Origin of the sequence: Caballeronia sp. J97 (assembly GCF_905220305.1) — a bacterium.
Classification (GTDB): domain Bacteria; phylum Pseudomonadota; class Gammaproteobacteria; order Burkholderiales; family Burkholderiaceae; genus Caballeronia.
The window spans coordinates 1-12,844 of sequence record NZ_CAJMZL010000017.1 but is presented as its reverse complement, the minus strand read 5'-3'; the positions used below and the strand labels follow the sequence as shown (position 1 = coordinate 12,844).

Here is a 12,844-nt window from a genome sequence, read left to right as displayed (position 1 = left end):
GCGCGCTGCGTGCCGCATCACTTCCACGCGTACCGCATCCCCACCCACACACCGCGCGGCGCGCCTACGCCCAGAAACTGCTCGTTGACGGTATCGCCGCCGTTGAACGTATGGTTCGGCCCGTTGAAGAAGTTCTCGCCGAGAATCGCGAAGTTCGCATAGCGCTTGTTCAACAGATTCTTCACCGTCGCATAGACCTGCAGCTGCTTGGTCACGTTGTAGGTCGTGTCGAGGTCGATCAGGAAATAGCCCGCGACGCTGCCGTTGACGTCCTGATTGTTCTCGTCGCCGCGCGCGAAGATGTTGCTGCGATACGTGAGATTCGTGCCGATATTCCAGCGCGCGATCGGGTTGTAGTCGATGCGCATCTTCACCGTGTTCGCCGGAATGCCCGGAATGCGATCGCCCGAATGCACGGTGATGTTGCCGTCGGCATCCGCGCTCGAATTGCTCGCGCTGCTTTCGGTCCACGACGAGCGATACGTCGCGTTCACATAGCTATAGCTCGCGGCAACGCCCACCGGTCCCCATTGCGTGCGTCCCGCGAGCTCGAAGCCTTGGCGCCGCGTCTTGCCGACATTCTGAAAGTAACCGAGCGTGCTCGCCGCGCCCTGGCTGCTGACGAACTGGATGTCGTTGTCGAGCGTCGTGCTGTAGGCCGCGGCGCTCCACGTCGTATGGCTGCCGACACGCCCGCGCGCGCCGATCTCGAACGTCTTCGAGATCACCGGCTTGAGGTCCGGGTCCGCGATGAAATCGTTGGGCAGCGAGCACGGCGCGTTCGGGTCCGCGCATGCGAGCTCGATGGCGGTCGGCGAGCGCATGCCTTCGTTATACGTCGCGTAGGCGGTGAACCAGGGCGTCGGATTCCAGTTGAAGCCCACCGCCGGATTGAAGCGCGAGAACGTATGGTTACCGTCGAGCAGCGGCTGCACGCCGCTTTCGTCGCCGATCGTCGCCTTCGCCCAGTTGTAACGGCCGGCGAGCGTCATCGACCATTGCTCGTTGAACGAGAACGTATTCTCGAAGTAGATGCCCCAGTTCTCGTTGCGCGTCTTCGCGTCGGTGGTCGGCGCGAACGGTCCCGTGCCGATGGTCGCGCGGTTGTCTTCGAATTCCGCCGGCTGCTCGGCTTGCGTGAAGTGCGAATTGGCGAAGTCGCCCGCCGCGCCGATGATCAACTGGTTGTCATGGTCGAACAGCCTGTTGAGGAGCGTGAGTTGCAGACTCGCGCCGTAGCTGTCCGTGACGATCACCGACTGATCGTTGAACGCCTGCGTGAGTTCGGCGGCATCGTCGCCGTCCGGATCGAAATCGTCGTTGACGTTCGAGCTCACGTTCTTGTTGCGATAGTGGCGGTAGTACACATTGCCGCTCAACTGCACGTTCGGCGTGAAGTAGTGCTCGGCATTGATCGTCAGATAGCCGACCTGATTCTCGTTCGTGTCGGGAAACGTGTAGGCCTGACGGAAGTTGTCCATGAACGAGCGCGGAATCGTCTGCGAGCCGTTCAGCGTGTTGTCCGCGCCGCCCATCGAGACGGAGATCGTCGTGTCGGCGTCGGTGTAGCGGATCTTGCCGAACGCCTGGCGGATGCGGCTCGAATTGTGATCCGCCCAGCCGTTGTCGTTCGTGACGTTCGCGGTGAAATAGTAGTCGAGGTGATCGCCGATCACGCCGCCCTGCTCGATCTGCGCAGCCTTGCGGCCCCACGAGCCGAAGCTCAGATCGACATTGCCGCCCGGATTGCTGCGGCCGTTCTTGGTCGTCACCGCGACGGCGCCGCCGAGCGTGTTCAGGCCGAAGGTCGGGTTCGAACCGGGAATGATCTGCATCGTCTGGATCGCGGCTTGCGGAATCAGATCCCAGTTGACGACATCGCCGAACGGCTCGTTGATGCGCACGCCGTCCATGAACACCGACAAGCCCTGCGGCGTGCCGAGCAGCGGCGAAGCCGTGAAGCCGCGATAGTTGATGTCGGTCTGCCACGGGTTGCCCTGCGCATCGTTGGTGTCGACGCTGACGACGTTCTTCTCCAGGTAGTTGGCGACGGTCGGCGAATGCTGCGCGTCGATCTCGCTGCCCTTGATCGTCTGCACGTTCGCCGGGACCTTTTCCAGCGGCGTGCCGACGCCGACGAGCGGCGTGGTGCCGACGACGATGATAGAAGGCAGCTCGGTATTCGGCGGCGTGTCGGTCTGCGCGACGCTCGCTGACGCGGGTTCGGGCGCTTCGGCGGTAGCGGCGGGCGGCGTCTGCGCCCAGGCGGCCACGGTGATGCTCGCGCATGCGCTGCCGAATACGAGTCGCAGCCCTGCTCGGGGTTTGAACCGATGCGCGGGCGCGGGCAAGCGCTGCATGCTCTTCATGACCGTCTCCTTTTGTATTTCGATCCACGCGTCGAGAATGTTTCTTTCAATGAAAGCGTCGCATAAGACTGAGCGCGTGGACCGGGAGGTTTTCCCGATCGCGCAGGGAAGCGTTCCCAATCGCGTTCCACCGGCCTCACCACACGATCAACCGGTGCGTAGAATGCATTCCGTGATGCCAACCGAATCCTTGCCCTCTGTTGCGAAAGACGCCGACCGTCGCGCGCTGCGCTCGCCGGTGTGGCGCGATCTCGCGTGCGTGCTCGCGATCACGGTCATTGCCGGCGCGCTGTTCGCGCGATTCGATTTCAGCGAGTACGCGTATCGCCTGACGCGCAGCGCCGAGCGCTTTCAACTCGACGAGTTGCCGCCGACGCTCGTCGTGCTCGCGCTCGGCTTTGCGTGGTTCGCGTGGCGGCGCTATCGCGAGGCGCAATCGGAAGTGCGCCGGCGACGCGCGCTGGAAGAACAGGCCGAGCATCTGCTCGCGGAGAATCGCCGGCTCGCGAGTCAGGCCATCGCTGCGCAGGAGACCGAGCGCCGCCATCTCGCGCGCGAGCTGCACGACGAGCTCGGGCAATACCTCAACGCAATGTCGCTCGATGCGGGGCGCATCCGCGATCTGTCGGCGCAGCGCGAGGCGGAGATTCATCGGCTGTCGCTCGCGCTGATGCAAAGCGCGACGCATGTGTATCGCGAGATCGGCGGGATGATCCGCAAGCTGCGTCCGATCGGGCTCGATGAATTCGGCTTGCCGACGGCGCTCGAACATTGCGTCGACGGCTGGCGCGAGCGCTTGCCCGACGCGACGTTCACACTCGCCGTGGATGGCGACTTCGACGCATTGAGCGATGCGCTCAACATCACGCTTTACCGGCTCGTGCAGGAAGGACTCACGAACGTGTCGAAGTTCGCGCGCAGCGCGCACGTGGAGATTTATCTGGCGCGCGCGCCGCAGGAAATCGTCGTGACGATGGCCGACGACGGACCGGGCGTCGATCTCGCCAAGCCGCGCAAGGGGCTCGGCCTGATCGGTATGCGCGAGCGCGTCGAGGCGCTCGGCGGGGCGTTTCAGATCGCGAGCGAGCCGGGCGCGGGCTTTCTGTTTTGCGCGCGCGTGCCGGCTCAGGCGGGGCTGCCGTTGCCCGCGACCGCCGACGAAGCGAAATCGGCGAAGTGAAGCCCCAGCCGGTTCGCGATTTGCGCGAGCTGCACGCCGTTATCCGCGCCGAACTTCTGACGGATCACGGACTGATGATTCGCGACCGTCTTCTGACTCAAGCCCAGCCTCTCCGCGATGCTCGGCAGCGTATAACCCTGCACCAGCAGACGCAGCACCTCGAACTCGCGCGCGGATAACTGGCGTCCTTCCTGAATGCTTGCCCGCAGCGCGAGCGCCTGCGAAACGTCGGAACTCAGATACGATACGCGCCGCGCGACGGCGCGCACCGCTTCGACGAGCACATCGGGTGCGCTCGCTTTCGTCACGTAACCGCGCGCACCGGCATCGAGCGCGCGGCGCACGAAAATCGCTTCCTCGTGCACGCTGAAGATCAGCACATGCGCATGCGGCTCGCGCGCCAGCATGCGCCGCATCGCTTCGATGCCGCTCGCGCCGGGCAAGGCGAGATCCATCACGACGACATCGGGCTGCAATGCGCAAAACTTCTGGTAAGCCTCCGCCGCATTGGCCGCTTCGCCCGCGACGTTCACGTCCGGACTCAGTTCGAGCAGACGCTTGTAGCCCTCGCGCACGACGGCGTGGTCGTCCACGAGCAACACGGAGATGTCGGCGGTCATGGCTTGTCTTCTCCTTCTTGTGAACCACTTCCGGAAGTCTCCGCCGCGATGCGCTTCGAATTCGCATCGTTGCGGAAGATGATGGGTTGCGCCTCGACTTCCTGTCTCGCCGATGCCGCGCGCACCACTTCGATCACGCGCTCGTGATGCGGAGACTTGTCGCACACCGGGTCGGCATTCGCGGGATCCTGCGTCAACAGATAGGCCTGGCAGCGGCAGCCGCCCATGTCGATCGCCTTCTCGTCGCAACTGCGGCACGGCTCCTTCATCCAGCCGAAGCCGCGAAAGCGATTGAACGCATCGCTTTCGTACCAGATGTCCCTGATCGGCATCTCGGTGACGTTCGGAAACGTGAGGCCCGGCAGCGAGCGCGCCGTATGACACGGCAGCGCTGCGCCATCCGGCGCGATGCCGAGAAACACCGAGCCCCAGCCGTTCATGCAGCGCTTGGGTCTGCGCTCGTAGTAATCCGGCACGACGAAAAAGATCTTGCACTTGTCGCCGATCTCATTGCGATAGCGCTCGACCACGGCTTCCGCGTCGTCGAGTTGCGCTTTGGTCGGCATGAGTTGCGCGCGATTCGTGTGCGCCCAGCCGTAGTACTGCGTGTTCGCGAGTTCGAGATACTCGGCGCCCATTGCGAGCGCCATGTCGATGATGCGTCCGATATGCGGCAGGTTATAGCGATGCAGCACGCAGTTGAGCACCATCGGAAAGCCGTGTGCCTTGATGAGGCTCGCGACGCGCTTCTTGTAGTCGAAGGTTTTCGTGCTGGAAAGAAAGTCGTTGAGCTCCTGCGACGAGTCCTGAAACGAAAGCTGAATGTGGTCGAGTCCGGCGTCCTGCAATGCGCCGATGCGCTTCTCCGTCAGTCCGATGCCCGACGTGATGAGGTTCGTATAGAAGCCGAGCTTGCGCGCCTCGCCGACGAGCGTTTCGAGATCGTCGCGCAAGAGCGGCTCGCCGCCGGAAAAGCCGAGTTGCGCCGCGCCCAGCGCGCGCGCCTGACGCAACACGTCGATCCATTGATCCGTGTCGAGCTCGCGCGTGTGATCGGCGTAGTTCACCGGGTTGTAGCAGAACACGCAATGCAGCGGGCAGCGATACGTCAGCTCCGCGAGCAGCCACAGCGGCGGCGCGATCGGCACGCCTTCGTGCTCGGGCCTCGCAATCGGTTCGGACAAGTCGGTCATGATGCTACTCCAGCCAGCCTCGCGCACGCGCGCCGGCAATGAACGCCCGCACGTCGTCGCCGAGGCCGGTCGCGTTGAACGCCTGCTCCAGATCCGCGACGAGCGCCGGAATATCGCGCGTGCCGTCGCAGCGCAGAAGAATCTCCGATGCGCTCTGATTGAGCTTCACCATGCCCTCCGGATAGAGCAGCACGTGCGCGTTCTGCGCCGGCTCCCATTGCAGACGGAACAGGCGTTTCAGTTTCGGACGCAGCGAGTCGTCCGGTGCCTCGACGGCTTCCTGCCTGCGTTGAGTCGGGTTCGTATCGCTCATTGCGCAAAGGCCTTTTCGATCGAATCGAGCATGGTCCAGAGGATATCGAGCTTGAACTGCAGGATATCGAGCGCGCGCTGCTGATCCTGGCGCGTCGTGAAATGCGCGAGCGTCACTTCGAGCCCGTGTTCGACATCGCGCTGCGCCAGCGACACGCGCGAGCGGAAATACGAAAGCCCTTCCGGCTCGATCCAGGGGTAGTGCTCGGGCCACGTCGCGAGGCGGTCCTTGTGGATCTGCGGCGCGAACATTTCCGTCAGCGACGAGCACACGGATTCCTGCCACGGCGCGCGCCGGGCGAAGTTCACATAAGCATCGACGGCGAAGCGCACGCCCGGCGTCACGAGTGCGAGCGACCATAGATCGTCGCGCGAGAGGCCGACCGCATCGCCGAGACGCGCCCATGCCTCGATGCCGCCCGGCTGATCGCCGTAACCGTCGTGATCGAGAATGCGCAGCACCCAGCGGCGGCGCGTGTCGCGATCGGGACAATTCGACATCACCGCCGCATCCTTCAGCGGAATGTTGATCTGATAGTAGAAGCGGTTCGCGACCCAGCCGCGTATCTGCTCCTTCGAACAGCCGCCGCTGTTCATCTTCACGTTGAACGGATGATGAATGTGATACGCCGTGCCCTTCGCGCGCAACTGCGCCTCGAATTCATCGCGCGTCCACGCGGGGCCGTCGTCTTTCACTTTCGTGAAGATCGGGCCTGTGGTCGGGTTGAGCATCGGATCGGACATCGGGCGGTCTCCAGTGCCTGGTGCGGAAAGGGTCATAGCTCGAAGGTCATGCCGTCGTGCGCGACTTCGATGCCGTGCTCGGACAGAATGCGCCTTTCGGGTCCGTCCTCGATGAGGATCGGATTCGTGTTGTTGATATGGATCAGCACACGGCGCACGCTCGCGCGATCGATCGAATCCAGCACGTCGATCATGCCGCCCGCGCCGCTCTGAGCGAGATGGCCCATGTCCTTGCCGGTCTTTTTCGTGAGGCCGAGGCGGATCATTTCATCGTCGGTCCATACGGTGCCGTCGACGAGCAGCAAGTCCGCCGAGCGCATCGCATCGAGCACATGCGGCTCGAGCGCGCCCAGTCCCGGTGCATAGAAAGCGCGCTTGCCTGTCGTGGTATTCGTGAACACGAGGCCGATGTTGTCGCCCGTTTCCGGCGCATCGCGATGCGGCGAATAAGGCGGCGCCTTGCTCGACAGAGGCAGCGCGCCGATCGTCACGCGCGGCAGTTCTGGCACGGAAAACGATGCGCCGTCGAGCGCGATGCGCCTGTGCTCGACACCACAGTAATGCGAAAGAATCGACGTGATCGGAAAGCCCGTCGAGAGGTCCTGCCACACGGCGTCGGTCGTATAGAGCGGCAACGGCGTGCCGCGCTCGCGCAGCATCAGGAGACCGGTAACGTGATCGATCTGCGCATCCATCGTCACGACAGCGGCGATACCCGTGTCGCGCACGCGACGCGCGGGCTGTAATTCCGGATTCGCCGCGATCTGCGCCAGAATGTCCGGCGATGCGTTGACGAGCAGCCAGTCCTCGCCGTTATCGGTAACGGCAATGGACGATTGCGTGCGCGCGCGCGCCGTGATCGTGCCGCGCCGCACGCCGTCGCAATTGCGGCAGTTGCAGTTCCATTGCGGAAAGCCGCCGCCCGCCGATGAGCCGAGCACGCGAATCTTCAAGGCAGCATCCTCCGCAAGAGACCGTCGCGATCGATCAGTTGATGCTTCATCGCGCCGAGAAAATGCAGGACGATCAACGCGGCCATGATCCACGCCAGGTACTCGTGAATGCCGAAGAAGATCTCCCGCAGATGCTTGTCGTCCGAGCCCCATTGTGGCAGCGCAATGCCCCAGAACTTCGTGCCGAACTTGTTGAACGACGAGCCGAGATAACCGGTGAGCGGCATCGCCACCATGCCAACGTATAAAAGAGCCTGCGTAATGCTCGCGGCGGCGCGTTGCCACGTTCGCATCGGCGGCAGAGGCGGCTGGCGATAGGCCAGACGTGCCAGGATGCGGAGCAGCACCAGCAGGAAAACGGTGATTCCGAGCGACTTGTGGAAATTGACGAGGTCCGACTTGAACGGCAGCCCGCGCGGCAGGCCGACCATATAGAAGCCGATGCACAGCATCGCGATGATTCCGATCGCGATGAGCCAGTGCAACGCGATCATCGGGCGGGCGTAACGCTCGCTCGCGGCATCGATGATGCTGGCGTCGCGCGACGTTGCCTGGGTCCGCGCGGTGCTCATGGCGTGTCTCCCGTGAAAATGGTTTTCGTTCCTGAAGATGCACTCTGCATTTTTCTCGCCCGGCTATGAATTGGCGATCAGCAATTCCCCCCGTCCGTCCACTGCGAGGTCGCCGGCGTAGCGTCGCGGCAACATCTTGCCCGCGAGTTGTGAAAAGGGCGAGATCTCGCGCGCGAGCATGCGCGAAAACAGCAGCCAGAACACGTCGAAGCCGCGGCCGCCTTCGGTGAAGGTCGGTGGAATGCGCGATGGCGCATCGGTCATGTTCATCAGCAACACCGTGCCGCGCCGCATGCCGTATCCCAAGTGTGCGCCCACTTTCGCGCCGATGCAGACCGAGCCCGCGACGAGCCGCGACGCGGCGAAATCGCCCGCATCGCCGGCGACGAGCACGGTGCCGCGCCGCATGCGGTCCGCGAGCCGCGCACCCGCGTTGCCGTGAATCGCGAGCGTGCCGCCCGTCATGCCTTCCATGTCGCCGGGCAGCGCGCCGGCGGCGAAATCGCCCGCATCGCCGTGAATCGACAGTCGCCCGCCCTGCATCTCGCATGCGGCGAACGCGCCCGCATCGCCTTGAATATGCAACCCGCCGCCGGACATCTTCATGCCCGCATAGTCGCCCGCGCTGCCGTGCACGGTGAGCGTGCCTTCGGTCATGCCCGCGCCGATGCGATCGAGCCACGGCGCGTCGCCCTCGATCGTGAGCGCGGGCGCGTCGGTGTGCTCCACGGCGATATCGAAGAGATCGCCGATTGCGAGCGTTTCGCCGGCGCCTTGCAGTACGACTCGCGGCAACTCTGTCCGCGACATGACCGCAAGCGTCGCAGGAAGTAATTTCGACCCGTCGACACGAAAGCCCGGCGCATTTTTTACGCGCAACGTGATCGCGTTCATGCGCGGCTCCCGTCGATGTCCTTCGACAGTTCGTGCAGCTTGAAGTGATACGGTCCGAGCTTGCCGCCGTAGTTGCCCGCGGACACGCGCAGCACGCCGCCCGCGCGCCCGATCTTCGTCGCGGCGGCGATGCCTGCCGTCATCGCCGCGCCGACGTCGGCATCGGTGAGACCGTCGATCACGATTTCCAGCACGCACGCGACGTCCGGCGTGAGTTCGCTTTTCTTCGACAGACCGACGAGCGTCGGGCAGAAGGCGTCGTTCGTCGATGCCGTCGCGCCCGCATACTTCGAGCCGATCTTCGATCCCGAACGCACGACGCCGCCGGGAAACGGCGTGATGATATTCGGCAACGCGTGCATCGCGCTGACGGCGGATTCCGCGGCATGGAGCGCGCTGTCGAGATCGCGCGCGAGAAACAGCAGATTGCCGCCGCCGACCGCTTTCACCGTCGCGGTGAATTCCTCGCAGACGAACTCGCCGTCCATCACGGGCACGCGCCAGTAACGCGTGCCATCGAGCATTTTCGATATCTGATAGCCATCGCCGAAGAAACGCAGGCCAGCGCCGAGCGGCGCATTGTCCGACAGCGGCGCGCGCGTGGTCGCGGGATCGATGCCGCCGTAGACAGCCGTCGTCGGGCAGGTCAGCACGCACTGGCCGACGCGCCGCGCGATCTGCTTCGCCAGTTCCTTCGACGATATCGCGAAGATCAGCACCGCGACGCCCGGTCTGCCATCGGGCGTTTCATCGCCGGCCAGATCGCGCTCGATGCCCGCCTCGCAGCCGCAATCGATGACCGACGTCGCGAAGCCCGTCAGCGAGCTGGCCGCATGGCGCGCCCACGTCGGGGTATGCGCGGTGATGACGAGCCGCGTCGCTTTCATCGGGAAGGCTTCGGCGAAGGTGTCGTCGATCTGCGTGTCGTTGATGCGCATGCGTCAACCTCCGCTCGCCGCGAAGCACGCGACGGGCAGGAGCCGCCCGCCGTTGCAGCATGCGCAGATTTCGTCGTCGCCGATGGCGATGTTCTCGAAGCGCGTCGCGAGATGTTTCTGCGCGTATTCGCGCACGCGCTTCTCGATCGCGCGGTCGTATTCGGGGCTCACGTAATGAATGCCGCCGCTGGGCGTCGCGAGCAGCGTGCCGTCGCGCGCGATCAACCGGCCGTCCTTGAAGACGTAAGCGGGCGACGTGAACATGCGTTCGCGATCGGCGTCGTCGCGATACACGGCGATATCCGCCGCCGCGCCCGCGCCGAGATGGCCGCGATCCTTCAGGCCGAGCAACTTCGCCGGACCGGCGCGCGTGATGATCGCGATGTCGTAGAGCGAGAACTCGCGCGCGATGCCGGCGAGCGCGCTGGCCGTCTTCGCATCGGCGTGAAGCTTGTCGAGCTGCTCGTCGCGGAAGGACTTGTCCATCAGCAGGCGGATCAGATGCGGATAGCTCGTGAAGGGCGCGCCATTCGGATGGTCGGTGGTCATCGACACGCGCCAGGGATCGTCGACGAGCAGGAAGATTTCCAGCCCGATGATCCATTGCAGTGCGTTCACGAAGCTCTGCTCGCGATACTTGAACGGCACGACGCCGCAGCCCGCGTCGCATTCGATATCGCCGAGCACCCATTTGCGCGGCCGGGCCATCGGTGCGTTCTTGAACTGCATCATCGTGTCGCCCGATGCGGTGACCGTCTGACCGAAGATGATCTGGCCGACATCGATCGTCACGTTGGGCCGCGCGTTCACCGCTTCGGCGATCGCGCGCGCGCCCGACGAGAACTTGCGCGAACCTTCGGTGCCGTAGCTGTGGAACTGGATATGCGTCAGATGAATGGGCAGGCCGTCGGCTGCGTCCATCGTCCTGATCGTCGATTCGATGTTGCCCGGCACGCCGAGATTGCTCGCGTGGACATGAAGCGGATGCGGCACGCGCAGCTCGGTGAGGGCGCGCGTGAGGGTCTTCAGGACATCGCGCGGGGTGATGCCGTAATGCACGTGCCGCTCATCGAGATCGAGCGAGCGCTGATTGAACTTGAACGCCGAGATGCCGCCGGGATTCACGACTTTCACGCCGAGCGCCTTGCTCGAATCGATGGTCCAGCCGACGTAATCGCGCACGCGTTCGAAGTCTTCGTTCGCGGCGAGCATTTGCAGGAAGAGCTCGTCGTTGCCCATCATCACGTAGGCGCCGTGATCGATGATCGGTGTGTCGCCCATTTCCAGATGCGCGTGGCGCGCGTTCGACGCGATCATCGCCGGCTCGAACGCGGCCGTGTAGCCCATTTCCGCATATCGATAGCCGGCGGCGAGCGTGCCCGGCGTGCACACGCCGCACGAAGGCAGACGCATGTAGCGGCCTTCGTTCGGACGATCGGGCACGGCGCGCGGATCGTCGCGATGATCTTCGGGCAGCAGCAGACGCGACAGATTCGTCTTGCCGCCGCCGATGTGCGAATGCAGGTCGATGCCGCCCGCCATCACGATCATGCCGGTGGCGTCGAAGTCGTGCTCGATGCTTTCGTTCGAAGCCGGGTCGACGATGCGGCCATCGCGGATATGAATGTCGCGCTTCTCGCCGTCGATGCCGTTCGCCGGATCGTAGAGCGTGCCGCCTAGCAGGCGCGTGACGCTCATCGCGGCCTCCGCGCCTGCGCGAGTTGCGACGCGATCGAAGCGAGCGTCGGCAATGCGTAGTCGCGCGCGGCGGCGAGCGGCGCGACCACCGATGTATCGACGCGAAACAGGTGCCCGCCGCTGTCGATGCCCGGCGTTGCGACCGGAATGAACACGGTCGGCGCCTTGCGCGCGGGCACCGTGGTCGCCGGATGGGCGAGGACGATCGCGGGCACGTTTTCATCGAGCGATGCGGGCAGCGGCTCGGGCGCGAAGCTCGACACCCACAGGAGCGCATCGATTTCGCCGCGTTGCAACAGCGTATCGGTGCGATAGCGATGCGCGTCGTGATCGGGCGCTGCGCCGTACGCGATGCGCGTGCGCAGCGGCAAGCCCGACAGCCACGTGATCGTCTGATTGACGGACGCCGCGCCGTCGTCGCCGGTCAATGCGAGCGCGCCGGCGCGCGCGGTGCGGTTGATCGCCTTGACGATGCGCTGTAGCGCTTCGATCGCGAGCGCCGCGTGCTTCGTCGGCAGCGTCGAAGGCTCGTAGATGAAGGCGGTGTATTTCGCTGCGCGGATGCGCGCGGTGAGCGCGACGAGCTCGGATGTCGGAATCGCGCGTCCGCCTTCGACGAGCGCGGACCATAGCGCGAGCGTATCGAAGGGATCGGTGTTTTGCAGGATCGATTCGGCGTGCGGGGCCGCTGCCTGGTCGACGTCGCATCCGACGAATACGATGCTGACGTCGCGGCCGGGGTCCGCGATGCGTTCGAAGAAGCGTGGATAGCGCTGCGACGGCTCGCACGCGAACACGACGACGAGATCGGCGCGCGAGCGGATTTCCGACAGCGTCGTGAAGAACGAGCCGCGGTCTTGCAGCGCGCGATTGCTGTCGGCGAGCGTGTCGCCGTGCAGATGATCGAGAATCGCGCCGCACTGTGCGGCGAGTTCATAGAGCGCGCGTGCGCCGGCTACGTCGGTCGCGAGTCCGCCGAAGAGCGGCCGATGCGCGTTCGACAGGATCGCCACGGCTTGCGAGAGCGCCGATTCTGGATCGGTGATTTGCCCGTCGATTGTGGGTTTGCGGTTTGCATCGCTCGGATCGAAGTGGGCAAGGGAGTTTTTTAGGCGCGGGCAGGCGGTGTGAGGGGCTGCGAGGCGCTGATCGGCGGATGGCGCGAGCGTGATGTCGTCGCATAGCAGAGGGCAGAAGGGGCAGGTCCAGGAGGTGGCGGCTGCCGCCTGGGCGTTGGTGAGCGTTGGTGGGGGAGCGTGCATGGTCGTGCTCTGGAGCAAGGTTTATGCCGGTTTTGGGTTTTGGCCTTGGTCTCGGTCTCGGTCTCGGTCTTGTTTCGCCGGATCCCGTATTCGTGGTGGTCTATTAGCA

Annotated in this window: 12 protein-coding genes; 1 reads left to right on the top strand and 11 read right to left on the bottom strand. The window is 64.5% G+C overall.

Annotated elements, in window-relative coordinates; genetic code table 11:
* Window positions 1–17: 17 nt before the first annotated feature.
* Entirely contained in the window at window positions 18–2,369 is a 2,352-nt protein-coding gene (locus tag U4Y90_RS21130) for a TonB-dependent receptor (RefSeq protein ID WP_321797415.1), read from the bottom strand.
* A 175-nt stretch (window positions 2,370–2,544) separates the two neighbouring features.
* Between U4Y90_RS21130 and U4Y90_RS21125 the strand changes: the two genes are divergently transcribed.
* Window positions 2,545–3,549, top strand: coding sequence for an ATP-binding protein (locus U4Y90_RS21125; protein WP_321797413.1), 1,005 nt, complete (start codon window positions 2,545–2,547; stop codon window positions 3,547–3,549).
* On the opposite strand, the gene U4Y90_RS21120 is transcribed toward U4Y90_RS21125, so the two are convergent.
* The 10 genes from U4Y90_RS21120 to U4Y90_RS21075 all read right to left on the bottom strand — a co-directional run bounded on the left by U4Y90_RS21120 (window position 3,495) and on the right by U4Y90_RS21075 (window position 12,735).
* Window positions 3,495–4,169 carry a response regulator transcription factor gene (locus U4Y90_RS21120; protein ID WP_321797412.1) on the bottom strand — a complete coding sequence of 225 codons (675 nt, stop codon included), beginning with the start codon at window positions 4,167–4,169 and terminating at the stop codon, window positions 3,495–3,497. The genes U4Y90_RS21125 and U4Y90_RS21120 overlap by 55 nt on opposite strands.
* Window positions 4,166–5,362: a pyrroloquinoline quinone biosynthesis protein PqqE gene (gene pqqE, locus U4Y90_RS21115; protein ID WP_321797410.1), complete on the bottom strand. Its 1,197-nt coding sequence runs from the start codon at window positions 5,360–5,362 to the stop codon at window positions 4,166–4,168. The genes U4Y90_RS21120 and pqqE overlap by 4 nt, the downstream gene beginning before the upstream one ends.
* A gap of 4 nt (window positions 5,363–5,366) precedes the next feature.
* Complete coding sequence (pqqD, locus tag U4Y90_RS21110) at window positions 5,367–5,675, bottom strand: pyrroloquinoline quinone biosynthesis peptide chaperone PqqD (RefSeq protein ID WP_321797408.1); 309 nt, start codon at window positions 5,673–5,675, stop codon at window positions 5,367–5,369.
* Window positions 5,672–6,418 (bottom strand): pyrroloquinoline-quinone synthase PqqC, encoded by a 747-nt coding sequence (pqqC, locus tag U4Y90_RS21105; protein WP_415749392.1) that lies wholly within the window; start codon window positions 6,416–6,418, stop codon window positions 5,672–5,674. The genes pqqD and pqqC overlap by 4 nt, the downstream gene beginning before the upstream one ends.
* Window positions 6,419–6,450: 32 nt before the next feature.
* On the bottom strand, window positions 6,451–7,371 hold the full coding sequence (gene pqqB / locus U4Y90_RS21100; RefSeq protein ID WP_321797406.1) for a pyrroloquinoline quinone biosynthesis protein PqqB: 921 nt from the start codon (window positions 7,369–7,371) through the stop codon (window positions 6,451–6,453).
* Window positions 7,368–7,943 carry a cytochrome b gene (locus U4Y90_RS21095; protein ID WP_321797404.1) on the bottom strand — a complete coding sequence of 192 codons (576 nt, stop codon included), beginning with the start codon at window positions 7,941–7,943 and terminating at the stop codon, window positions 7,368–7,370. The genes pqqB and U4Y90_RS21095 overlap by 4 nt, the downstream gene beginning before the upstream one ends.
* Before the next feature lie 63 nt (window positions 7,944–8,006).
* The gene (locus tag U4Y90_RS21090) at window positions 8,007–8,837 is read right to left on the bottom strand and encodes a formylmethanofuran dehydrogenase subunit C (protein ID WP_321797402.1); all 831 of its coding nucleotides are present in this window, start codon (window positions 8,835–8,837) and stop codon (window positions 8,007–8,009) included.
* Entirely contained in the window at window positions 8,834–9,775 is a 942-nt protein-coding gene (fhcD, locus tag U4Y90_RS21085; protein WP_321797400.1) for a formylmethanofuran--tetrahydromethanopterin N-formyltransferase, read from the bottom strand. Before fhcD ends, U4Y90_RS21090 begins: the two co-directional genes overlap by 4 nt.
* A 3-nt stretch (window positions 9,776–9,778) precedes the next feature.
* Window positions 9,779–11,473 carry a formylmethanofuran dehydrogenase subunit A gene (locus U4Y90_RS21080; RefSeq protein WP_321797398.1) on the bottom strand — a complete coding sequence of 565 codons (1,695 nt, stop codon included), beginning with the start codon at window positions 11,471–11,473 and terminating at the stop codon, window positions 9,779–9,781.
* Entirely contained in the window at window positions 11,470–12,735 is a 1,266-nt protein-coding gene (locus U4Y90_RS21075; protein WP_321797396.1) for a formylmethanofuran dehydrogenase, read from the bottom strand. The genes U4Y90_RS21080 and U4Y90_RS21075 overlap by 4 nt, the downstream gene beginning before the upstream one ends.
* Window positions 12,736–12,844 lie beyond the last annotated feature (109 nt).

Coding starts and splice junctions, on each gene's coding strand:
- U4Y90_RS21090 (WP_321797402.1), bottom strand. CDS start 8,837: ATGAACGCGATCACGTTGCGCGTAAAAAATGCGCCGGGCTTTCGTGTC.
- U4Y90_RS21120 (WP_321797412.1), bottom strand. CDS start 4,169: ATGACCGCCGACATCTCCGTGTTGCTCGTGGACGACCACGCCGTCGTG.
- U4Y90_RS21075 (WP_321797396.1), bottom strand. CDS start 12,735: ATGCACGCTCCCCCACCAACGCTCACCAACGCCCAGGCGGCAGCCGCC.
- U4Y90_RS21080 (WP_321797398.1), bottom strand. CDS start 11,473: ATGAGCGTCACGCGCCTGCTAGGCGGCACGCTCTACGATCCGGCGAAC.
- fhcD (WP_321797400.1), bottom strand. CDS start 9,775: ATGCGCATCAACGACACGCAGATCGACGACACCTTCGCCGAAGCCTTC.
- U4Y90_RS21125 (WP_321797413.1), top strand. CDS start 2,545: ATGCCAACCGAATCCTTGCCCTCTGTTGCGAAAGACGCCGACCGTCGC.
- pqqE (WP_321797410.1), bottom strand. CDS start 5,362: ATGACCGACTTGTCCGAACCGATTGCGAGGCCCGAGCACGAAGGCGTG.
- pqqD (WP_321797408.1), bottom strand. CDS start 5,675: ATGAGCGATACGAACCCGACTCAACGCAGGCAGGAAGCCGTCGAGGCA.
- U4Y90_RS21095 (WP_321797404.1), bottom strand. CDS start 7,943: ATGAGCACCGCGCGGACCCAGGCAACGTCGCGCGACGCCAGCATCATC.
- U4Y90_RS21130 (WP_321797415.1), bottom strand. CDS start 2,369: ATGAAGAGCATGCAGCGCTTGCCCGCGCCCGCGCATCGGTTCAAACCC.
- pqqC (WP_415749392.1), bottom strand. CDS start 6,418: ATGTCCGATCCGATGCTCAACCCGACCACAGGCCCGATCTTCACGAAA.